This is a genomic window from Pseudomonas sp. GW821-FHT03A09 (assembly GCF_059421065.1).
The window spans coordinates 477,727-500,464 of the sequence record NZ_JBWKUX010000004.1; the positions used below are offsets into that span (position 1 = coordinate 477,727).

The 22,738-nt window shown below is 59.9% G+C and carries 22 protein-coding genes; 3 read left to right on the forward strand and 19 right to left on the reverse strand.

Annotation, left to right across the window (positions count from 1 at the left end):
- Positions 1–70: 70 nt before the first annotated feature.
- On the reverse strand, positions 71–1,000 hold the full coding sequence (locus AC07V4_RS10045) for an electron transfer flavoprotein subunit alpha/FixB family protein (protein ID WP_492635756.1): 930 nt from the start codon (positions 998–1,000) through the stop codon (positions 71–73).
- 2 nt (positions 1,001–1,002) lie between these two features.
- Complete coding sequence (locus tag AC07V4_RS10050; RefSeq protein ID WP_028617555.1) at positions 1,003–1,752, reverse strand: electron transfer flavoprotein subunit beta/FixA family protein; 750 nt, start codon at positions 1,750–1,752, stop codon at positions 1,003–1,005.
- A gap of 507 nt (positions 1,753–2,259) precedes the next feature.
- On the opposite strand from AC07V4_RS10050, the gene AC07V4_RS10055 reads away from it, so the two are divergent.
- Positions 2,260–3,924, forward strand: a complete 1,665-nt coding sequence (locus AC07V4_RS10055; protein WP_492635755.1) for an electron transfer flavoprotein-ubiquinone oxidoreductase — start codon at positions 2,260–2,262, stop codon at positions 3,922–3,924.
- 177 nt (positions 3,925–4,101) lie between these two features.
- Here AC07V4_RS10055 and AC07V4_RS10060 read toward each other — a convergent pair whose 3' ends face one another.
- Complete coding sequence (locus AC07V4_RS10060; RefSeq protein ID WP_492635754.1) at positions 4,102–4,992, reverse strand: AraC family transcriptional regulator; 891 nt, start codon at positions 4,990–4,992, stop codon at positions 4,102–4,104.
- A 180-nt stretch (positions 4,993–5,172) separates the two neighbouring features.
- On the opposite strand from AC07V4_RS10060, the gene AC07V4_RS10065 reads away from it, so the two are divergent.
- On the forward strand, positions 5,173–6,225 hold the full coding sequence (locus tag AC07V4_RS10065) for an NAD(P)-dependent alcohol dehydrogenase (protein WP_492635753.1): 1,053 nt from the start codon (positions 5,173–5,175) through the stop codon (positions 6,223–6,225).
- Here the strand turns inward: AC07V4_RS10065 and AC07V4_RS10070 are convergent, their stop codons facing one another.
- The 6 genes from AC07V4_RS10070 to AC07V4_RS10095 all read right to left on the reverse strand — a co-directional run bounded on the left by AC07V4_RS10070 (position 6,226) and on the right by AC07V4_RS10095 (position 12,233).
- Positions 6,226–7,029, reverse strand: a complete 804-nt coding sequence (locus AC07V4_RS10070; RefSeq protein ID WP_492636052.1) for an IclR family transcriptional regulator — start codon at positions 7,027–7,029, stop codon at positions 6,226–6,228.
- Positions 7,030–7,217: 188 nt separating this feature from the next.
- Positions 7,218–8,183 (reverse strand): L-arabinose ABC transporter permease AraH, encoded by a 966-nt coding sequence (gene araH, locus AC07V4_RS10075; protein ID WP_025854166.1) that lies wholly within the window; start codon positions 8,181–8,183, stop codon positions 7,218–7,220.
- Positions 8,184–8,199: 16 nt separating this feature from the next.
- Positions 8,200–9,699, reverse strand: a complete 1,500-nt coding sequence (gene araG, locus AC07V4_RS10080; RefSeq protein WP_492636051.1) for an L-arabinose ABC transporter ATP-binding protein AraG — start codon at positions 9,697–9,699, stop codon at positions 8,200–8,202.
- Positions 9,696–10,676: a substrate-binding domain-containing protein gene (locus tag AC07V4_RS10085; RefSeq protein ID WP_431750914.1), complete on the reverse strand. Its 981-nt coding sequence runs from the start codon at positions 10,674–10,676 to the stop codon at positions 9,696–9,698. The genes araG and AC07V4_RS10085 overlap by 4 nt, the downstream gene beginning before the upstream one ends.
- Before the next feature lie 19 nt (positions 10,677–10,695).
- Complete coding sequence (locus tag AC07V4_RS10090; RefSeq protein WP_492635752.1) at positions 10,696–11,517, reverse strand: SDR family oxidoreductase; 822 nt, start codon at positions 11,515–11,517, stop codon at positions 10,696–10,698.
- 236 nt (positions 11,518–11,753) lie between these two features.
- A complete protein-coding gene (locus tag AC07V4_RS10095) occupies positions 11,754–12,233 on the reverse strand; it encodes a GNAT family N-acetyltransferase (protein ID WP_492635751.1) in 480 nt (159 codons plus the stop codon).
- A gap of 184 nt (positions 12,234–12,417) precedes the next feature.
- Between AC07V4_RS10095 and AC07V4_RS10100 the strand changes: the two genes are divergently transcribed.
- On the forward strand, positions 12,418–13,632 hold the full coding sequence (locus AC07V4_RS10100) for an MFS transporter (RefSeq protein ID WP_492635750.1): 1,215 nt from the start codon (positions 12,418–12,420) through the stop codon (positions 13,630–13,632).
- Here the strand turns inward: AC07V4_RS10100 and AC07V4_RS10105 are convergent.
- The 10 genes from AC07V4_RS10105 to fabF form a co-directional block, all read right to left on the reverse strand.
- The gene (locus AC07V4_RS10105) at positions 13,572–14,132 is read right to left on the reverse strand and encodes a DUF1285 domain-containing protein (RefSeq protein ID WP_492635749.1); all 561 of its coding nucleotides are present in this window, start codon (positions 14,130–14,132) and stop codon (positions 13,572–13,574) included. The genes AC07V4_RS10100 and AC07V4_RS10105 overlap by 61 nt on opposite strands.
- Positions 14,133–14,144: 12 nt before the next feature.
- Positions 14,145–14,750 carry a DUF4823 domain-containing protein gene (locus AC07V4_RS10110; RefSeq protein WP_492635748.1) on the reverse strand — a complete coding sequence of 202 codons (606 nt, stop codon included), beginning with the start codon at positions 14,748–14,750 and terminating at the stop codon, positions 14,145–14,147.
- A 107-nt stretch (positions 14,751–14,857) separates the two neighbouring features.
- Positions 14,858–15,826: a GTP 3',8-cyclase MoaA gene (locus tag AC07V4_RS10115; protein WP_492635747.1), complete on the reverse strand. Its 969-nt coding sequence runs from the start codon at positions 15,824–15,826 to the stop codon at positions 14,858–14,860.
- Between the two features lie 114 nt (positions 15,827–15,940).
- Positions 15,941–16,582 (reverse strand): TetR/AcrR family transcriptional regulator, encoded by a 642-nt coding sequence (locus AC07V4_RS10120; protein ID WP_431752164.1) that lies wholly within the window; start codon positions 16,580–16,582, stop codon positions 15,941–15,943.
- A gap of 437 nt (positions 16,583–17,019) precedes the next feature.
- Positions 17,020–17,802 carry a TatD family hydrolase gene (locus AC07V4_RS10125; RefSeq protein WP_492635746.1) on the reverse strand — a complete coding sequence of 261 codons (783 nt, stop codon included), beginning with the start codon at positions 17,800–17,802 and terminating at the stop codon, positions 17,020–17,022.
- A gap of 63 nt (positions 17,803–17,865) precedes the next feature.
- On the reverse strand, positions 17,866–18,855 hold the full coding sequence (locus AC07V4_RS10130; protein ID WP_492635745.1) for a DNA polymerase III subunit delta': 990 nt from the start codon (positions 18,853–18,855) through the stop codon (positions 17,866–17,868).
- Positions 18,848–19,480, reverse strand: coding sequence for a dTMP kinase (gene tmk / locus AC07V4_RS10135; protein ID WP_492635744.1), 633 nt, complete (start codon positions 19,478–19,480; stop codon positions 18,848–18,850). The genes AC07V4_RS10130 and tmk overlap by 8 nt, the downstream gene beginning before the upstream one ends.
- 22 nt (positions 19,481–19,502) lie before the next feature.
- Positions 19,503–20,621 (reverse strand): endolytic transglycosylase MltG, encoded by a 1,119-nt coding sequence (mltG, locus tag AC07V4_RS10140; protein WP_492635743.1) that lies wholly within the window; start codon positions 20,619–20,621, stop codon positions 19,503–19,505.
- Position 20,622: 1 nt separating this feature from the next.
- A complete protein-coding gene (gene pabC, locus AC07V4_RS10145; RefSeq protein WP_492635742.1) occupies positions 20,623–21,438 on the reverse strand; it encodes an aminodeoxychorismate lyase in 816 nt (271 codons plus the stop codon).
- Positions 21,438–22,682: a beta-ketoacyl-ACP synthase II gene (fabF, locus tag AC07V4_RS10150; RefSeq protein WP_431752219.1), complete on the reverse strand. Its 1,245-nt coding sequence runs from the start codon at positions 22,680–22,682 to the stop codon at positions 21,438–21,440. Before fabF ends, pabC begins: the two co-directional genes overlap by 1 nt.
- Positions 22,683–22,738: the final 56 nt, after the last annotated feature.

Consider the following 22,738-nt stretch of genomic DNA (forward strand, 5'->3'; position numbering starts at 1 on the left):
GTTCTAAAAAGAGGCAGCAAAAAAAAGCCCGGTCACAAGGACCGGGCTCTTTATAAGTGAAGCCGCTGGTTTAGACCAGCTTCTCCAGCTCAGGTACAGCTTCGAACAAGTCCGCTACCAGGCCGTAATCAGCCACCTGGAAGATCGGTGCTTCTTCGTCCTTGTTGATCGCAACGATCACTTTGGAGTCTTTCATACCAGCCAAGTGCTGGATCGCGCCGGAGATACCGACGGCGATGTACAGCTGTGGCGCAACGATCTTGCCGGTCTGGCCGACCTGCATGTCGTTGGGTACGAAACCTGCGTCGACGGCCGCGCGGGAAGCGCCGACCGCGGCACCCAGCTTGTCGGCCAGGGCGTACAGGAATTTGAAGTTGTCACCGTTCTGCATGCCACGGCCGCCGGAAACGACGATCTTGGCAGCCGTCAGCTCAGGACGGTCCGACTTGGCCAGCTCTTCGCCAACAAAGCTCGAAGTGCCTGCATCGTGAGCAGCGGCCACAGCCTCAACGGCAGCCGAACCACCTTCAGCAGCAACCGGGTCGAAACCGGTGGCACGCACGGTGATCACTTTGATTGCAGCGGTCGATTGCACGGTGGCAATGGCGTTACCGGCGTAGATCGGACGCTTGAAGGTGTCGGCGCTTTCTACCGAGATGATCTCGGAGATCTGATCGACGTCCAGCTGCGCAGCAACGCGTGGCAGGATGTTTTTGCCGTTGGACGTGGCAGCCGCCAGGATGTGGCTGTAGCCCTTGCCCAGCTCAGCAACCAACGGGGCAACGTTTTCCGGCAACTGGTGCGCGTAGGCCGCGTTGTCGGCCAGCAGAACCTTGCTCACGCCAGCGATTTTCGCAGCGGCTTCAGCCACGGCGCCAGCGCCAAGACCTGCAACCAGTACGTGAACATCACCACCGATTTTAGCGGCGGCAGCCACGGTGTTCAGGGTGGCCGGGGCCACGACTTTGTTATCGTGTTCAGCGATTACCAAGATAGTCATGATCAGATTACCTTCGCTTCGTTCTTCAGTTTCTCGACCAGTTCAGCCACCGACTTGACCTTGATGCCCGCGCTGCGAGCAGCCGGTGCTTCAACCTTGACGGTCTTGTTGGTGGAGGCGGTGGAAACGCCCAAAGCTTCTGGAGTGACCGACTCAAGCGGCTTCTTCTTGGCTTTCATGATGTTTGGCAGCGACGCGTAGCGCGGCTCGTTCAAACGCAGGTCGGTGGTGACGATGGCAGGCAGCTTCAGGGAAACGGTCTGTGCGCCGCCGTCGATTTCACGGGTCACAGCCACGCTATCGCCGCTCACTTCGACTTTGGAGGCGAAGGTGCCCTGGCCGTAACCGGTCAGCGCAGCCAGCATCTGGCCTGTCTGGTTGTTGTCGCTGTCGATGGCCTGTTTGCCAAGGATCACCAGTTGAGGCTGTTCCTTGTCGACAACGGCTTTGAGCAGCTTGGCAACGGCCAGGGAGGTCAGCTCTTCAGCGGACTCGACCAGGATGGCGCGGTCGGCGCCCAGTGCCAGGGCGGTACGCAGCTGCTCTTGGGCAGTGGTCGGGCCGATGGAAACCACGACGATTTCAGTCGCCACGCCTTTCTCTTTCAGGCGTACAGCTTCTTCCACGGCGATTTCACAGAAAGGGTTCATCGACATCTTGACGTTAGCAAGATCGACGCCGGAATTGTCCGCCTTGACGCGAACTTTCACGTTGTAATCGACAACGCGTTTGACAGCTACAAGAACCTTCATGGATTCCTCGTTACTCTCCGGTGAAAAGAAAGTCGCCTAGGCGAACCTGGCGGTTGATGCTCATCGGCACACAAGGGCACCTCCAAAAACCTCGGCGGATGACCTTGCTCACGGGAAATGATGACCGTTCGTCAGTGGTGACTCAGAGGTCATTCTTTATCGCAGCGTGTAAACTGCGCGCCATCGTTTAGGCACGCGTCACCTGTCTTGCTTTTGGACGTGCTCTTGAAACCTGCAGTCTGCCTACGGTAAGCGCAAAACCGACCGTATATTGACCGGAACGCCTATTCTGGTCAATACGCCAAAATAGCCAGTCATAAGCCGCGTTGCTTTGATTTACCTAGCTTTCAACCAATTCAAACAAACGTTTGTATTGGACGCTGACAGTGGTCTATATATAATGCGCCACCTAGAGAGAGCGGTGGGTCTTGCCGTTGTTGTAAGACGATACCGAACCTCCACCCATTAGAAAAAAAAGCCTGTTGAGCCTTGAGTAGGAGATAGCCTGTGGAACGCGAATACATGGAATTCGACGTGGTCATCGTCGGCGCCGGCCCGGCGGGCCTGTCTGCCGCCTGCCGACTGAAGCAGAAGGCCGCCGAAGCCGGTAAAGAAATCAGCGTCTGCGTGGTCGAGAAAGGCTCCGAAGTCGGCGCCCACATCCTCTCCGGTGCCGTGTTCGAACCACGTGCCCTGAACGAACTGTTCCCGGACTGGAAAGAGCTCGGCGCCCCGCTCAACACCCCTGTGGTGCGCGATGACATCTATGTGCTGCGCAGCGCCGACACCTCCACCAAGGTTCCTGACTTCTTTGTGCCCAAGACCATGCACAACGAAGGCAACTACATCATCTCCCTGGGCAACCTGTGCCGCTGGCTGGCCCAGCAGGCCGAAAACCTGGGCGTGGAAGTCTACCCAGGCTTCGCCGCCCAGGAAGCGCTGTTCGACGAAAACGGCGTGGTGCGCGGGATCATCACCGGCGACCTCGGCGTCGACCGCGAAGGTCATCCGAAAGAAGGCGTCTACACCCCAGGCATGGAACTGCGCGGCAAGTACACGCTGTTCGCCGAAGGTTGCCGTGGCCACATCGGCAAGCAACTGATCCAGCGTTTCAACCTGGACAGCGACGCCGACGCCCAGCACTACGGCATCGGTCTCAAGGAAATCTGGGAAATCGACCCAGCCAAACACCAGCCAGGCCTGGTGGTACACACCGCCGGTTGGCCGCTGGACATCATGAGCGCCGAGAACACCGGCGGCTCGTTCCTCTATCACCTGGAAAACAACCAGGTGGTCGTTGGCCTGATCGTCGACCTGTCCTACAGCAACACGTTCCTGTCGCCGTTCGATGAGTTTCAACGCCTCAAGCATCACCCGGTGCTGGCCCAGTACCTCGAAGGCGGCAAGCGCATCAGTTACGGCGCACGTGCCATCTGCAAAGGCGGCCTGAATTCGTTGCCGAAGATGGTCTTCAAAGGTGGCGCGCTGATCGGTTGCGACCTCGGCACCCTGAACTTCGCCAAGATCAAGGGCAGCCACACCGCGATGAAGTCCGGCATGCTCGCCGCCGACGCCGTCGCCGACCGCCTGTTCGCCGAATCCGAAGGCGGTGATGAACTGACCGCGTACGTCGACAGCTTCAAATCCAGCTGGCTCTACGAAGAACTGTTCGCCAGCCGCAACTTCGGCCCGGCGATGCACAAGTTCGGCCCGATCCTCGGCGCTGGCTTCAACTGGTTCGACCAGAATATCCTGGGCGGCAAGATGCCGTTCACCCTGCACGACACCAAGCCGGACTACGCCTGCCTCAAGCTGGCCAAGGACAGCAAGAAGATCGATTACCCGAAACCCGACGGCAAGCTGAGCTTCGACAAGCTGAGCTCGGTGTTCATCTCTGGCACCAACCATGAAGAAGAACAACCGTGCCACTTGAAGTTGAAAGATCCGAGCATCCCGATCAGCACCAACCTGCCGCTCTACGATGAACCGGCACAGCGCTACTGCCCGGCCGGCGTGTACGAGGTGATCACCCAGGAAGACGGCGAGAAGCGCTTCCAGATCAACGCCCAGAACTGCGTGCACTGCAAGACCTGTGACATCAAGGACCCTTCGCAGAACATCACCTGGGTCACGCCGGAAGGCGCGGGCGGGCCGACTTACCCGAACATGTAAGCTCACTGCTTGAACAAAAAAGGCTCCCAAATGGGAGCCTTTTTTATGCCCAACACAAATCAAATGTGGGAGCGAACTTGCCTGCGATAGCGGTGGGTCAGTTAGAACACCTTTGACTGAGAAACCGCTTTCGCAGGCAAGCCAGCTCCCACATTGACCGCGTTGAATCAGTAAGATCTAGGCGGCGCGTTCTTCGCCGGGATTGCGCAGGAAATAGCGTTTGTACTCCCGACTGAACTGCGACGTACTCTGATAGCCCACACTGTGCGCCGCCTGCGCCACGCCCATGCCCTCCACCAGCAGGAGCTGTTGTGCCTTGAGCAACCGCAAGCGCTTGAGGTACTGCACCGGTGACAACAACGTGCAACGCTTGAAATGCTCGTGAAACGTCGATGCACTCATATGCGCATACCCGGCCAGGGTCTCGATATTCAGCGGCTCGGCGTAATGGGCATGCAGGTGATTCAACGACGTGGCGATCCGTGAGAACTGCCCCTGCTGTTCCACCAACGCACGCAACACCTCAGCCTGCGGCCCACGCAACGCGGTGAACAACAATTCACGTACCCGTGCAGGGCCCATGATCCGGCTTTCCAACGGATCGTGCAGGCACTGCAACAGCCGTTCGACACAACCGCGCATCGCGTCATCCAGCACCACTGAGCTCATCGACTCCAGCGTCTGCGCTGCCGGTGGCGGCCCGGCTTGAATACCCATGGCCATGACCAACTCGCCAAGCACAACGCGATCGATGCCCACAGTCACGCCATACAACGGCGCATCCGGCAAGGCAAAGGTCTCGCATTCGAACGGCACCGGCATCGCCTGGATCAAGTAATGCCCGGCGCCATACTCCAGGGTTCGCGGGCCCAGATAGGCGACCTTGCTGCCCTGGACGACGATCATCAGGCTCGGCTCATAGATCTGCGGCCCACGCGCCACGTCGCAACTGGCGCGCATTACCTGCACGCCGGGAAGGTTCGTCGGGGAAAAACCGTCGCAAGGCGTAAGCCCCTTGATCAAGGCAACCAGCGCAGCATTGGCATCGAGATGACGAGTCAACAACATGGCAAAAAACTTCGTGAAAAAGGGATGAGACCATCATCGCAGGTCTGAAGACAGATGCATCCAAACACAGGGCACTCCCGGACGAATAGGCATGAGACTCGGAGCAATCGCCATGGCCGCACCCAGGCCCGGCGCGGAGAATGCGCGGCCTCCCTGATCATTCCTTGTGCGAGGTTTCACATGTACACCGCCATCGGTTATGCCGCCCAATCAGCCACCACTCCCCTCGCCCCCATGTCCTTCGAACGCCGCAGCCCACGCGTCGACGACGTGGCCATCGAGATCCTCTACTGCGGCGTCTGCCACTCCGACATCCACCAGGCACGTAACGAGTGGGGCATCGCCGTCTACCCGTTGATGCCGGGCCATGAAATTGTCGGCAAAGTCACCGCCGTCGGTGCCAACGTCACCGCGCACAAAGTCGGTGATCTAGTGGGTGTGGGTTGCATGGTCGACTCATGCCGCCATTGTGAAGCCTGTCAATCGGACCTTGAGCAATACTGCCTGGAAGGCCCGACCATGACCTACGCCACCCCGGACCGCGTGGATGGCAGCAACACCATGGGCGGTTACTCCGACAGCATCGTGGTCAGTGAACACTTCGTGGTGAAGATCCCCGCCAGGCTCGACTTGGCCAGCGCCGCGCCGATCCTGTGCGCAGGCGTGACCATGTACTCGCCGATCAAGCACTACGGCATCAAGGCTGGCGACAAAGTCGGCGTATTGGGAATGGGCGGCCTGGGTCACATGGGTATCAAGCTGGCCAAGGCGATTGGCGCAGAAGTGACTCTCTTTACCCGCTCCGCGAGCAAGGCCGAAGAAGGTCGTCGCCAAGGCGCCGACCACGTGATTGTGTCCACCGACGCCGAGCAGATGAAAGCCGCCGCCGGGCACTTCGACTTCCTGCTGGACACCATCCCGGTGCAGCACGACCTGAACCCCTACCTCGACGTGCTGCGCTTTGACGGCGTGCATATCCTGGTGGGCCTGATCGAGCCGGTGGACCCTCCGGTGAATGCCGCCAAGCTGATATTGGGCCGTAAAGTGTTGGCCGGTTCGTTGATCGGTGGTATTGCCGAAACCCAGGAAGTCCTGGATTTCTGTGCCGAGCACGGCATCAGCTGTGACATCGAAATGCTCGACATCCGCCACATCAACGAAGCCTACAGCCGCATGATCGCCGGTGATGTGAAGTACCGCTTTGTCATCGACATGGCGACCCTGAAAGCCTGATCAGGCTTTCGCGCCCAACTCCGCTGACAGCCGGGCTGCGACCTGTTTGATCACAGGGATCAGCTCGGCCATTTTCTCCAACGGCATGTAGGGCACGGTACTGGCGATGCTGATGCCGGCGACGATGCGCCGGCTGGCATCGCGCACGGGGGCCGCCACGCAACGGATCGAAGGTTCGTTGTCTTCCAGATCGAACGCATATCCGCCCACCACGTATTCACGCATGCGCTGCTCAAACTGCGCCCAGGACTGTTCCGGGTGTTGCGGCCATGCCTGGCTTTTCCCGCCGACCGGCAAACTGACTTCGTACAGGCGCTGCCACTCCTCCACGTTGTCATCCAGCAGCAGCGCCTTGCCGATACCGGTACGCGCCAGCGGCATGCGATGGCCGACCCGCGAGCGCATTTCCGGGCCGTTGCGGCCTGGGTTCTTGTGCAGGTAGAGCACGTCGTCGTATTCGCGAATTGCCAGGTGGATAGTGTCACCGGTGAGTGCCGACAGTTCATCCAGATACGGCACGGCCAAGGTCACCAATGGCAGCTCTTCGCGGGCCTGGAACCCCAGCTCGATCAACTTCGGCCCCAACAGATAACCGACTTGCGGCACCACACGCAGGTAACGCTCCTCCACCAGGCAACTGGCCAGGCGGTGGGTAGTGCTGCGGGTGGTGCCGATGCGCTTGGCGATCTCTTTCAAGTCGCGCGCACCGGCCGCCACCGCTTGCACCACGCCCAGGCCACGCAGCAAGGTCTGGGTGCCGGTGGGGGCGGCGTCTTTGACGGGGATGTGGGCGTTTTCCTGCATGTCGGGCCTATGTGGTGGTACGAAAACGAGCGGCATTATGGCAAATACCGCCCGCCAGAACAGAGGAGATCCACTGTGGGAGCTGGCTTGCCTGCGATGAGGGAGAGTCAGCCAGTAAATGTGCAAGCTGACCCACCGCTATCGCAGGCAAACCAGCTCCCACATGTTGATCGCCACATGGCAGAACTTCAACGCTGTTTCATGCGGTCAATGATGACGGCCAGCAACAGGATCGAACCCCGGATCACGTACTGGTAGAAGGTGTCGATGTTCTTCAGGTTCATCGCGTTTTCGATGATCGCCAGAATCAGCACCCCGGCGATCACATGGCGGATCATGCCGATGCCGCCGCTCAACGACACCCCGCCCAACACGCAGGCGGAGATCACCGTCAGCTCGAACCCCTGGCCGATCATCGGCTGGCCCGAGGTCATGCGCGAGGCGAGAATCACCCCGGCCAATGCGCCAATCAAACCATGCACCGCAAAGATGATGATCTTGGTGCGATCAACGTTCACCCCGGCCAGCAACGCAGCTTCCTGATTGCCGCCGATGGCCATGGTGTTGCGTCCGTAGGTCGTGTAGTTGAGCAACCAGCCAAAGAACACAAAACACAGCACCGTGATGATGATCGGCACCGGCACGCCCATCAGTTGCCCGTTGCCGAACACGAAGAAGCCTTCATCCATCACTCCGACGGCCTTGCCGTTGGAAAAGATATAAGCCAGCCCGCGCACGATCTGCATCGTAGCCAAGGTCGCGATCAACGCGTTGATGCGCAGCTTGGCAATCACGATGCCGTTGATCAGCCCCACCACCAGGCCCATGGCCAACGCCGCCGATACGCCGAGCACCACGCTGTCGGTGTCGCGAATCACAATCCCCGCCACCACCCCGGCGCAGGCGATCACCGAGCCCACCGACAAGTCGAAATGCCCCGATGCCAGGCAAAACAACATGGTGCAGGCAGCGATGCCCACCGTGGAAATTGCCAGGCCCAGGCCGCGCATGTTCAGCGGCGAGAGGAAGTTGTCGATAAACAGCGCACTGAGCACAAAGATGCTCAACGCCGCGAGCAACATCACCCAGTCATCGAGGAACTTGCGCTGGTTGAAACCCGGCCAGAAGCCTTTTGCAGTCTTTACCTGGGACATATTCACCTCGAATTCTTCAAGCCCGCGTACGCGGAAGGGCCAGTTGCAATAGCCGTGTTTCGTCGGCCTGGTCGCGGCTCAACTCACCGGTCAGGGCGCCCTCGCTCATCACCAGGATGCGGTCGGAGATGCCCATCACTTCCATCAGGTCGCTGGACACGACGATCACCGCAATCCCACTGGCCGCCAGGTTATGGATGATCTGATAGATCTCCGACTTGGCGCCGATGTCGATGCCACGGGTGGGCTCATCCAGCAGCAACACCTTCATCGGCATCGACAGCCAGCGCCCGAGAATGGCCTTCTGCTGATTGCCGCCGGACAGGTACATGATTTTCTGCTGCGCGTTCGGCGTTTTGACTTTCATCGCCTGGATCTGCTGATCGGCGTTGCCCTTCTCCCAGCCTTCACGCAACAGCCAGCCGAACGAGGAATGGGCGCCTCGTGCGCTGATGTTGATGTTCTCGGCGACGCTGGCCAGCGGAATGATGCCTTCCTTCTTGCGATCTTCTGGGCACAGCAGCACGCCGGCTTGAATGGCATCCCGCGGTGAACGCAGGTGCAGGGTTTGTCCGCCAAGCTCCAGATGCCCGCCGCTGGCGCGTTCCAGGCCGCTGAGCAGGCGCAACAGTTCGGTACGGCCCGCGCCCACCAACCCGAACAAGCCGAGAATTTCGCCTTTGCTTACCTGCAAGCTGACGGCTTCGCGCAGGCCTGGGCCGAGCAGACGGTCGACCTTGAGCGCCACCCCACCCTGCTCACGCGGGCGGTAGTCGTAGATGTCCTGGATGTCGCGGCCGACCATGCAAGTCACCAGTTGGTCGTGGGTCAGCGTGGCCATGTCGTCAAAGGTGCGCACAAAGCGACCGTCCTTGAACACCGTCACCGCATCGCAAATCCGGAACACCTCCTCCATGCGGTGGGACACGTACAACACCACCTTGCCCTCATCGCGCAGTCTCGTAATGATTGCCATCAAGCGGTCGATTTCCCGCGCCGACAAGCTGCTGGTGGGTTCATCGAAGGCAATCACATGGGCACCACGGGACAGTGCCTTGGCGATTTCCACCAATTGCCGCTGGCCCAGGGACAGGCGCCCGAGTTTTTCCTGGGGGTCGATTTCATCGGCCAGGCCCTTGAGGCAGGCCAGCGCCTGCTGGCGCAGCCGACTGCGATCCAGCACGCCGAAACGCGACGGCAAATGCCCGAGGAACAGGTTCTCGGCCACGGTCATTTCCGGTACCAGATGCAGCTCTTGGTGAATCACCGCCACACCGCTGGCAATGCTGTCGGCCGCGCTTTTGAAGGCCATGACCTGCTCGCCGATCTGCACCGTGCCACTGCTTGGCGTGTAGGCTCCCCCGAGGATTTTCAACAGCGTGGACTTCCCCGCGCCGTTCTCGCCCATCAGCGCATGGACCGAGTGCGGCCGCGCTTCAAAGCTGATCTGCGCCAGGGCCTTGACCCCGGGAAACTCCTTGCCGATGCCATTGAAACGCAGAGCCGCGCCGATCATTTCCACAGACCGATCTTGCTCAACTCTTCCTTGAAGTTGGCACGGGTGATCAGGGTCACGTTGTCCAATGCGGTGAACTTGGCAGGCTCAGTGCCTTTGGTCACCCACTCGAACATCGCGCTGGCGGTTTTGTAGCCCGACGCATCAGGACTCAGCAGCATCGAGCCGTAGAACCCCGTGTCGGGCTTCTTGAGTTCTTCGATGGCATCGGTGCCGTTGATGCCGACGCCAATCACATTGGCCGCCTTGAAGCCGGCACTTTCGGTGGCGCGAACACCACCCAGCACGGTGCTGTCGTTCATGCCGCCGATGATCAGGTTTTTCGCGGTGCCGGGCAGTTTCACCAGGGCGGAATTGGTGGCGTCCATGCTACCCGGCACGTCTAGGGTTTTCTGTGCGCTGAACAGGATATGGTCGGCGGGCAAGCCAGCGGCCTTGAGACCCTCGACTGAGCCGTCAGTGCGCTTCTTGCCGGTCTCCAACTCGTCGAAGGTGTTGATGACAGCGTAAGTTTCCTTCCAGTCCCAGTTACGGTGCCTGGCTTCGGCGGCCATGGCTTCGCCTTGTTTCTGGCCGATCTTGTAGGCGTCCAGGCCGACGTAGGGCACGTCTTCCATCGGCTTGCCCTTGGCGTCGACGAAACGGTCATCCACCGCCAGCACTTTCAGATTGTTGAGCTTGGCCTTGGCCATGATGGCCGGGCCGAGAGACACGTCCGGTGGGCAGATCACAAAGCCTTTGGCGCCATTGGCGGCCAGGGTGTCGATGGCGGATAAGGTTTTCTCGCCGTCAGGCACGGCGATCTTGATCACGGTGAAGCCCTGGTCCTTGCCGGCTTTTTCGGCGAACGCCCACTCGGTCTGGAACCAGGGTTCCTCGGCCTGTTTGACCAAAAAGCCGATCTTCACTTCTTCGGCCGATGCAAAGCCACTGAAGGTAACAGCGAGCGCCAGGGCGCCTAAGGTCTTCTTGAACATGAACCACCTCTTCTTGGTATTAGTCGTGGTACATCACAGAACGCCCGCCATCGATCATCAGGCAGGTGGCATTGATAAAGGGGGCTTCGTCGGTGGCGAGGAACAGCGCCGTCATCGCCACCTCGATGGGCTGGCCGATGCGCTTGGGCGGGTGCAGGTCGAACGCACGCTGGCGCTCGGCGTGGGGGTCGGGGAAACCGTTCCAGTAGTCGACGTTGAGCTGGGTCTCGATGTAACCCGGGGCGATCGCGTTTACACGAATCCCCTTGGGCGCGTATTCGATGCCCAGGGCACGGGTCAGGCCGAGCAGGCCGTGCTTGGCCACTGGGTAGGGAAAGCAGCCGGGAATGATGTGGCTGGAATGGGTGGAGGCAATGTTGATGATGTTGCCGATGCCCTGCTCGATCATGTGCGGCAACACCGTGCGGCAGCCGAACCAGGCACCGTCGAGGTCGATGGCGAAGCAGCGGCGCCAGTCTTCGTCAGTCATCTCCAGCGGATCGCGGAATACATTGACCCCGGCGCAGTTGACCAGCACATCCACGCGACCGAAACGCTCGATGGCCAGGTTGACCAACGCCTGCCATTGCGCCTTGGAGGTGATATCGACGGGTTGCGCGACAATTTGCGCACCGTGTTCGCGCCAGTGGGCGGCAACTTTCTCGACCTTTTCGCCCTGGATATCCGCGATGACCAACTGCGCTTGCTGGGCCTGGAAGCAGGCGACAATCGCCTCGCCAATCCCCTGGGCGGCACCGGTGATGATCACCACTTTGTTTTTCAGCCGCTCGCCATAGGTAGGCTCGGGCACCGCAGGGAGTGACAACGGTTGGGGCTGCATCGCTTCACCTGTTTTATTTTTGGTAGTGAGTGCTGATGCAGGCGACTATAAACCCATTTTTTGAGATATCTCAATATATAAATTTGCATCCCATATAATGAGCAAAAATGAAAAAAATGTGGGAGAGGGCTTGCCCCCGATAGCGGTGAATCAGTCGACATATCTTTCGCTGACCTGCTGCTATCGGGGGCAAGCCCCCTCCCACATTGGATCTTCAATACCTCAGAAAGGTGGCTTCAGCCCAGGGCAAAGTCGCGCAAGGCATCCCCTTCCATGCGGTAACGTACCCATTCTTCCTGGGGTTGGGCGCCGATGGATTTGTAGAAGGCAATCGCCGGTTCGTTCCAGTCCAGCACGCTCCACTCGAAACGCCCGCAGCCGTTATCACAGGCGATCTTTGCCAGGTGGCGCAACAACTTCTTGCCCGCCCCGCCACCGCGTTGTTCAGGGTTGATGTACAGGTCTTCCAGGTACAGGCAGTTGCTGCCAAGCCACGTGGAATAGCTGAAGAAGAACACCGCAAACCCAATCGGCAAGCCGTCTCGCAAACAGATCAGGCCATGGGCGGTGGAGCCCTCGCTGAACAGGCTGCGCTCGATATCCACCACACTGGCGATCACTTCATGCCGGGCCTTTTCATATTCGGCAAGCTCGGTGATGAAAGTCAGGATCTGCGCAGCATCGCTGGGCACGGCGGGGCGAATCTCGATGGTCATGGGCGGGCCTTGGGCAATTTCAAAGCCCACATACTAAGGGGCTTTAATGACTGATTGCAGTGCAATTTCACTGCATGCCCTTACTCCGTCCACGGCTAACGCTGGCACCACCAACCACACAACAATCGGCAAAGCGGTACATGGTAAAAAGTCCGGCATAACTCCAATGACTTCCAGGCCCTCCATGAACTCCAAGTCCCCGGTGAACACCCCGTTGTTCGCCCTGTTCTGCCTTGCCAGTTTTCTGTTGTCGCTGTCTTACGGTTCAACCTTTCTGTTGTCGCTGCTGATTCATACGCGCGGCGGCAACGAACACGATGCAGGCAGCGTGATTTCCATGGCGATGCTGAGCACTTTTGTGGCCGTGGTGGTCTCCGGACATTTGGCTGATGCGCTGGGTGCGGCGCGGGCAATTGCAGGAATGGGCCTGCTGCTGTTGGTGGCGTGCCTGGGCTTTGCACTGACACCTGGGTTCGGCCAGGGCTTGAGGATGTTTGGCCTGGCCTTGGGGCTCGGTTGGGGGGTGTTCTATACCTTGGGTCCGATCATCGTGACTATGCTGGTAGAGCCGAAACAGCGGGCGAAGTACTTTGCGTTATTGTCCGGCAGCATGATGAGCGGGATCGGCTCCGGCCCCTTGCTCGGACGCGCGGCGAGCGCGTTGGAGCTGCCGCTGATCAGCGCGTTTTACATCGCTGCCTGCGCCAGCCTGGTGGGCGTGGTGATGTTCTGGCGCCTGGGCGCCCATCTCAAGCAAGAAGCGGCTGTGGCAAAAATATCCTGGTGCGCCACGCGCCAGGTGCTGTCATCGAAGGCCGTGTTCGCGATCATCATGGTCGGCTTGGGTGGCTGTGTGTTCGGCGGGTTGTCCTCGTTCCAGACCAGCTATGCAGCGGCGCATTCATTGGATTACTCATTGTTCTTCCTGGGTTTCCTGAGCGCGGCGATCACCAGCCGCCTGCTGATCGCCGGGTTTGTCGTCAAGCGTGATCCTTATCGCTCGGCGTGCGTACTGTCTGGGTTGATGCTGGTGTCGGTATTGATGTTCGGTTTCACGGTGTCGGGAACCTTCAGTTACCTACTCGCCGCTATCACCCTGGGCGTGGGTTATGGACTGACGTACTCGGTGATCAACGGCCTGGTCGCCAACGAAGCCCCCGCCGGCACCACATCCCAAGCGTTGCTGTTGTTCAGCCTTGGGTACTTCGTCGGGGTATTTGGGTTCCCGCTACTGGCGGGACGGATTATCGTCGAGTATGGCCTGCAATCGCTGCTGCTGAGTGTGACGGCAGTGGCGCTGCTCAACTGGTTGATCACCCTCGCGAGGCTAAAGCGGCCTCAGGGCTCCAGGCCAATGGGAAAAAACACCCCGCCGCTCCACACGCCCAGCCAGTTCTGACCGTTGATCGGACGACTCACGGCCAGCTCGACCAATTGATAGAACGCGTTGCGATGCACCAGGGCTTCGAGGTTGGTGCGCACCAACAGATAAGGCGCAGGCTCCTGAGTGACAGGGTCGATCACCACCCGCAGCGGATGTTCGAGGTTGGCATCGATCTGTTCATCGACATTGGTGGTAAAGCTCAGCACCTGGCTTTCACCCTGCCCTTGCACTTCCAGTGTCAACGCAACAAATGGCGCATCATCGACGCTGATGCCGACCTTCTCTACAGGCGTAACCAGAAAATACTCATCGCCGTCGCGGCGGATGATATTGGAGAACAATTTGACCATCGGCTTTCGCCCAATCGGCGTGCCCTGATAGAACCAGGTGCCGTCACGGGCGATGCGCATGTCGATGTGACCGCAGAAATCCGGATTCCACAGGTGCACGGGCGCTGGCCCCTTGCCCTTGGGCAGTTGGGCCAATAGATCATTGGCCTTGGCGGAATCGGTCATCGGGTCCTCCTGTTACTGATCACTCATGCCCAGCAAGCCGCGAGCGTACTGCGCCAGGGGGCGGGCAATCAGATCTTCTGGCTTGTTGTCGTGGAACGTCAGTAAACCGCCACGACTGCGAATACGTGCAGTATCAATCAAATACTGGGTGCTGGTCTCGATCAACATGATCTGGATCACGCCGCTGTCCAGTCCCACGCGGTCCAGGGCCTGCTGATCAGTCCACTCATCGGCGTTGCCGATACGGTCATCGGCTGCCGCAAAGCGGCAATACAGCAGGTAATGCGCCCTGGCCGCCCGTGCTTCAGCCATCGCCTGCTCCAGGCCTTCCGGCTTGCGGGCGCGACGCACCATGGGGAAATATTCGACGAAACCGTTGAAGGCCTCCTCAGCCACCACGTTAGGTCGCGGGTAGGCGCTGCCCGGCGGCACAAAGGCGCCCTGGGCAATAAAGACAAAGGAGTCCGGCTGTATGCGCACCGACGCCGTACGGCGTGTATCACTGTGGTCCAGCAACCCGGCGTCGCTCATCTGATAACGGGTGCCTTCGGCCATATCGCTGACGGTCATGCAACCACTCAGCGTCAACGACGCCAGCAACAAAACCAGACTACGCATCCTAATCCTCCAGAAGCCGGTGACGGAAAACCGGCGAATGGGCGTGAGATGCAGGTTCTGCGCCATTTGGTAGCAACACATTTGCTTTTGTGTTGTCTTGGGGTTGGTTAGCCGCCAATGATCTTCATGATGGTCGCGCCGCCAGAGAAGGCCACTTCCTGTTTATCGCCGAGGGCTTTCATCAGCAAGCCTTGCAGGGCCGGCAATGCCTGGTGGCGCGGCTTGTCCAGCAAGTCGCCGATGTAATGCCGGTTACTCGACGACAGACAGCCATGCAACCACCCCGTGGAAGACAAACGCAGCCGTGAACAGGTACGGCAGAACGGTACGCTTTCGTTGGCGATCACACCAAAGAAGCCCTTGCCCGGTACTTCGTAGCGCACCGCCGTAGCATCCACAGGGGCGTCGGCTTGCAGGTATTCGTGATGTTCGCCGATCAGGCTGAGCAGTTGCTGCAGGCTGACAAATTGCTGCAGGAAAGCGTTGGAGTCCTTGGCCAGGTGGCCCATGCGCATCAGCTCGATGAAGCGCAATTCGTAGCCACGCTCCAGGCAATAATCGAGCAGCGGCATCACCTGGTCCAGGTTCTGTCCGCGCAAGGGCACCATGTTGACCTTGATCTTGATCCCGGCCGCGCGAGCCTGGTCCATGCCCGCGAGCACGGTGGCCAAATCGCCGCCACGGGCAATGCTGCGAAAGGCGTCGGCATCCAGGGTATCGAGGGAGACGTTGATGCGCCGGATACCAGCGTCCACCAGCAAAGGCAGTTTGCGGGCGAGCAACTGACCGTTGGTGGTCAAGCTGATATCACGCAGGCCCATCTGCCCCACGGCGCCCATGAAGGCTTCCAGTTTGGGGCTGACCAGCGGTTCGCCGCCAGTGATACGCAGGCGCTCGATGCCCGCCGCCTCAATCAGGTAGGCCACGCCACGGGCCATGGCCTCGGCCGAGAGTTCGTCCTGGGCAGCCACCAACCGCTTGCCGTTGGGCACGCAGTAGGTACACGCATAATTGCAGGCTGAAGTCAGGCTGATCCGCAAATTGCGAAATCGCCTGCCTTGACGATCAACGATCATGGATCACTCCGGCAGAAGATAATTCGGGCGCGCTAGAAGCTGACTCATAAATCAGCTTTTAGCAAGGTCCTTGCCTGAGTATATTCCTGGGGTACTGCGCCTGGCAGTAAATCATTACGTGGCAGGCGGCAGTTCAGTCGAGTGTTTGCGCTTGTTGCCCATGCGCACGCCAATGTCCATCAGGAACTGGAAGAAGCCCTCCTGATCTTCCAGCACATTGCTCCAGAACGGCGAGTGGTACAGCGCTACTGCGCCGTGTACCAAGGCCCAGGCGGCGCAGTAGTGGAAATAAGGCGGCACATCCTCAAGCTTGCCTTCACTGATGCGGCCCTTGATCAGCAAGGTAAGACGTTCGAAGTTCGAGGCACGGATCTTGTGCAGCTCCTCGACCATTTCCGGCACCTGATGGCCCTTGACTACCTTCTCTTCCAGGCGGTCGAACAAGCGATAACGCTGCGGGTCACGCATGCGGAACTCGAAGTAGGCCCGGGACAGGGCTTCCTTGTCCTTGTCCACATCGGCCGAGTGCAACAGTTCGTTCAAGTCGCGCTCGTAGTCGAGCATCAGGCGCAGGTAAATCTCGGCCTTGGACTTGAAGTGCTTGTAGATGGTGCCTTTGCCGATACCCACGGCATCCGCAATCATCTCGACGGTGACGCTGTCTTCACCTTGTTCGAGGAACAGCTTGAGTGCGGTGTCGAGAATTTCCTGCTCACGGCGGCGAAACTCACGGACCTTACGGGGTTCTTTGTGCATGAGGAAAAGGTCTGCAGAGGTGAATAGGGGAAGGGTTACGCAAGGCCAGGGATACCTGGCGATACGATTTACCCAGTGCGAGGGATTATCCCGACTGAACGGTCGTTGGGCAACGCCTATGTGAACCGGCTTTGCACTTAACTTTCAGCATGCCAACGATTTCATCGATATCAGTCAGAAATAACACGCAACATCCTCGCCTGCCCATAGGACTCAATGAGAACTCAAGCGAAGCGCGTGTATTCCAAATCTGTTTAAAAAACGATCAGATGCGACTGGACTGAATGGGATAGTGATCAATACTTGAACTGTCGACGTGACATCTCCCCCAAGTGACACGTCGACCTGGGTACCGACGGACTGCGTACCCTTGTTTTACTCCTAATGGTCTTAGCCCGGATTCACCCCCCAGAACCCGGGTTTTTTTTGCCCAGGATTTAAGAAACGTGGGCCAACGGAAACAGGCGCTTGAAGTTCTCCGTGGTCTGCTCTGCAAAACGCTCGTAGGGCTCACCGCGCAGCATCGCCAGATAATCCGCCACATCGCGCACATACTCCGGCAGGTTCGGCTTGCCACGATGGGGTATCGGCGCCAGGTACGGTGAGTCGGTTTCCACCAGCAAGCGGTCGGCCGGCACCTGACGCGCCACGTCACGCAAAGCGTCCGCATTGCGGAAGGTGACGATGCCCGACAGGGAGATGTAGAAGCCCAGATCCAAAGCCGCCTTGGCCATGTCCCAGTCTTCGGTGAAGCAATGCAGCACGCCGGCCTGGGGCAATGCGGCTTCGCGCAGCAAGGCCAGGGTGTCGGCGCGGGCGCCACGGGTGTGGACGATCACCGGCTTGCCAGTTTGCTGGGCCGCTTGCAGGTGCAGACGGAACGAGGCCTGCTGCAATTCGGCGGCTTCAGGCTCGTAGTGGTAATCCAACCCGGTTTCACCAATCGCCACCACCCGTGGGTGGTTGAGTTCGCCTAACAACCAGTCGAGGGCTGGCGCTTCGCCGGGCTTGAGGTCCAGGGGGTGGATACCGACCGAACAATCCACATCGGCATAACGCTCGGCCAGGGCTTTGACGTCGGCGGCGTTCTCAGCACTGACGCCAATACACAGGAAGTGCCCTACCCCACGCTGGCGCGCCGCTTCAAGGGCGGCATCCAGGGAACCATCGTGCTGGGCAAGGTCGAGGCGATCAAGGTGGCAATGGGAATCTACGAGCATAGGAAGTTACAACTTGAGTCACGATAAGGGGCTGGCCAACGATACACCCGTCAGCCACGGAAATTAACGGCGGCCGAGCAGACCCACCCATTGCACCAGCAGCGCTTCAAGCAACAGCACGCGGTTGAGGTTGGCCTTGCCCAGGACCTTCTGGCGTTGGGCGAGAATCCAGTCCTGGATATTCAGCACCTTGTCCTGGGCGCTCTTCTGCGCAAGGTATTGCACAACTTTGCGCATGTCCGGCAGGCCCAGGCCGCCTTCATCCTGGGTCAACTGATAGCGCAGGATCAGGCTCGACCAATCGCAGAACCAGTCGAACAACAGCAGGAGGGGAATATCCTTCCAGGCGCTTTCGGCCAGTTGGGTGGCGGAGAGTTCCTGCTTGAGCAGTTTCTTCACGCCATCGACCACTAGCGCCCGTTGCTCACGCACACCCTGAGCCTGCAGCTTGACGGCGGCCAACGGTGAACCGGCGGCCAACGTCAACAGCTCGACCCGCTCCTCCGCAGAACAGTCCGGCAGTGCCTGCGCCAGCCACTCCAGGCTCATCGCCTCGCTCGGTAACGGGCACGCCTGCTGCACGCAACGGCTGCGAATGGTCGGCAACAAACGGCTGGATTGGTGGCTCACCAGCAACAGCACCGTATCGCCGGACGGTTCTTCCAAGCTCTTGAGCAAAGCGTTGGCGGCGTTGATGTTCATGGCCTCCACCGGTTCGATCAGTACGACCTTGCGCCCGCCCATCTGCGCGGTCTGCACCACAAAGCTGACGAGGTCACGCACTTGGTCGACCTTGATCGCCTTGTCAGCTTCCTCGGGTTCCAACAGGTAGTTGTCCGGGTGGCTGCCGGCCTTGAGCAACAGGCAGGACTTGCACTCGCCGCAGGCTTCCAGGTTGACCGGTTTTTGACACAACAGGCTCGCCATCAGGCGCTCGGCAAGATCACGCTTACCGATGCCTGCCGGCCCGTGCAGCAGATAGGCGTGGGCATGCTGGGCACGACCGGCCAATTGCTGCCAAAGACTATCCTGCCATGGGTAGGCTTCAGCCACGGGCGCGCTCCAGCAGTTTCGGCAACAACGCGTCAATGGCGCCCTGCACTTGCGTCAGTGGCTGAGCGGCGTCCAGCACGTAGTAACGGGCAGGTTCAGCGGCGGCACGCTTGAGGAACGCAGTGCGCACAGCGTCGAAAAAGGTCCGGCCTTCCAGTTCGAATCGATCCAGGCGGCCACGGGCACTGGCGCGGGACATCCCCACTTCCACCGGCAGATCGAACAGGAGGGTCAGGTCGGGGCGCAAATCGCCCTGGACGAAGGTTTCCAAGGCGGCGATGCGCTCCAGGGACAAGCCTCGACCACCACCCTGATAGGCGTAGGTGGAATCGGTAAACCGGTCGCAAATCACCACCGCGCCGCGCGCCAGGGCCGGGCGAATCACTTCGGCCAGGTGCTGGGCGCGGGCGGCAAACACCAGCAGCAGCTCGGTGTCCGGATTCATCTGTTCTTCACCCGGCGCCAACAGCACTTCACGAATGCGTTCAGCCAGCGGCGTACCACCCGGTTCACGGGTCAACACCACCTCGATACCCCCGCCGCGCAAGCGCTCGGCCAGGTAATCGCGATTGGTGCTTTTGCCGGCGCCTTCCGGGCCTTCCAGGGTAATAAACAAGCCAGTCACAGGCAGTCCTTAGTCAGAGTCATTACGGGCTTTGCGGTGCGGCGGTATCCGGCGCCGGTTCGGTGGGCGCATCGGCCGGGGGCGGTGCGTCCTGCGCCGGCTTCACCGCGGGCGCCGGGCTGGAACGATAGTCAGCGCGGCGCTTGAGTTGGAACTCACGCACGGCGGCATTATGCGCATCCAGGTCATCGGAGAAAATATGGCTGCCATCGCCACGTGCGACAAAATACAGGCTGCTACCCGGCACCGGGTTCAGCGCAGCGTGGATGGCTTCGCGGCCGACCATGGCAATCGGCGTCGGCGGCAGGCCGGCGACCATGTAGGTGTTATAGGGGTTGGCTTCCTTGAGGTGCGCACGGGTCAGCTTGCCGGTGTAGCGTTCGCCCAGGCCGTAAATCACCGTCGGGTCGGTCTGCAGCAGCATGCCGATCTTCATGCGTCGCACGAAGACCCCGGCAATCTGTCCGCGCTCTTCAGGTACACCGGTCTCCTTCTCCACCAGGGAGGCCATGATCAGCGCTTGATAAGGGTCGGTGTAAGGCGCATCGACCGCGCGCCTCCCCCACTCTTGGGCGAGTACATCGTCCAGGCGGTTGTAGGCTTTTTTCAGGAAATCGACATCGGTCATGCCGCGCACGAAGCGGTAGGTGTCCGGGAAGAAGCGCCCTTCAGGAAACACGTCGGGGTGACCGAGCTTGTCCATAACTTCCTTGTCGCTCAGGCCCGACAGCGTCTGCACAATCTTTTCGTGCTTGGCCAGCGCCGAGCGCACCTGACGGAAATTCCAGCCCTCTACCAGCGTCAGGCTGTATTGCACCACTTCGCCACGCTGCCACAAGCCGATCAAGCCTTCGGCCGTCAGGCCGGGAGTCATGCGGTACTCCCCGCTGTGCAGCGGCTGGCCGTCGAGATTGAAACGCCAGTACAGGCGCAACCAGAAGGCATCGTCGAGCACCCCCTCGGTTTCCAGACGATTGAAGGTCCCGGTCGGGGTAGCCCCAGCCGGTACATCCAGCAATTGTTCCTGGCTCAGTTTCAGGGGCTGCTTCAAGGCAGAGTCGAGCTTCCAGGCGGAGAAGCCCAGCACCAAGCCTGCCGAGACCAAACCGATCAGCAGCAGTAAAACCAGTTTTCGTATCAACTCAAATATCCAATAGCGCGCGAACAATGCCCTGCAGTTTACGGGTGAGTGGCCCAACCGACCAGCTCATCGCAGCGCACCCGCGCACCGGCCAAATGCCATAAACGCTGTTGCAGACAAAGACTTCGTCGGCCAGCTGCAACTGTTCAACGCTGATGTCAGCCACGGCCGCCGGGATGCCCAGGGTTTGCGCCTGGGCCAGGATCTCGGCACGCATCACGCCTGCGACGCCACAACGATTCAGATCGGCGGTTAGTAACCACCCGTTGCGTACCAGGAACAGGTTGCTGAACACGCCTTCGATCACGCGACCGGATATATCCAGCATCAAACCCTCGGCGTGCTCGGCATCCTGCCATTCGGCGCGGGCGATCACCTGTTCCAGACGATTAAGGTGCTTGAGCCCCGCCAGTAGCGGCTGTTCAGCCAGGCGGGTGGCACATGGAAACAAACGGATTCCATCGATTCCATGGGCTTGGGGATAGGTAGCGGGCGGGCTGCCCTGCAAGATACGACGCACCGGGGCGTCAGGGTTGATGCCATAACCACGCAGGCTGTCGCCACGGGTGAGGATCAACTTGAGGACACCGTCGCCGAGAGCGGCGGCATAAGCCAGCACTTCGCTGCGGATCATCGGTTGATCCGCAACCAGTGCCAACCGCCTGCACCCCTCATCGAGGCGTTGCAGATGGCGATCGAGCAGCACAGGCTGCCCGGCCTTGACGGCGATGGTCTCGAACAGGCCATCGCCATACGCCAGGCCGCGATCTTTCAGGGGCACGCTGTCCGCTGGCTGACCGTCGACCCAGCTGTGCATCACTCGGCGAACCGACGGAACACCAGGGAACCGTTGGTGCCACCAAAACCGAACGAGTTGGAGATCACCACGTCGATCGGCATCGGTTGCGCTTCGTGGGGCACGAAGTTCAGGTCGCAGCCTTCGTCCGGCTCATCAAGGTTGATGGTCGGCGGAGCGACCTGGTCCTTGATGGCCATCACGCTGAAGATCGCCTCGACCGCACCTGCCGCGCCCAACAAGTGGCCGGTCATGGACTTGGTCGAGCTGACCGCCAGCTTGTAGGCATGCTCACCGAACACCGACTTGATGGCCTCGGCTTCCGCCAGGTCGCCCGTCGGGGTCGAAGTACCATGGGCGTTGATGTACTGCACCTGGTTGGCATTGACCTTCGCATCGCGCAAGGCGTTGGTGATGCAGCGCGCAGCACCGGCACCGTCGGACGGTGGCGAGGTCATGTGGTAGGCGTCACCGCTCATGCCAAAGCCAATCAGTTCTGCGTAGATGGTCGCACCACGGGCCTTGGCGTGTTCAAGCTCTTCCAATACCAAGGCACCAGCGCCATCGGACAGTACGAAACCGTCACGGCCCTTGTCCCACGGACGGCTGGCACGGGTCGGCTCGTCGTTACGGGTCGACAGCGCACGGGATGCGCCAAAGCCCCCCATGCCCAGGCCGCATGCAGCCATTTCGGCGCCGCCGGCGATCATCACGTCCGCTTCGTCGTAGGCGATGTTGCGCGCCGCCATGCCGATGCAGTGAGTGCCCGTGGTGCACGCCGTTGCGATGGCGTAGTTAGGCCCCTGTGCGCCCAAGTGGATGGACAGGAAACCGGAAATCATATTGATGATCGAGCCCGGCACGAAGAACGGTGAAATTCGACGGGGGCCGGAATCGTGCAACGTGCGGCTGGTTTCTTCGATATTGGTCAAACCACCAATACCCGATCCCATGGCCACGCCGATGCGGTCACGGTTGGCGTCGGTAACTTCCAGGCCGGCATTACGCACCGCCTGAAAACCGGCTGCCAAGCCGTATTGAATGAACAGGTCGAGCTTGCGGGATTCCTTGACCGAGAGATATTCCTCGACATTGAAACCCTTTACCGAGCCGCCAAAACGGGTGGAATAGGCAGAAAGGTCCGTGTGTTCGATCAGACCAATACCACTGTGGCCAGCCAGAATGCCCTGCCAACTGCTCGGCACATCCGTGCCCAGTGGCGACAACATACCCATACCGGTGACTACGACGCGTCTACGCGACACAGCACTCTCCTTTTTCTAATGACGACACTTTGCTTCAGCATTCACTTTTCATCAGG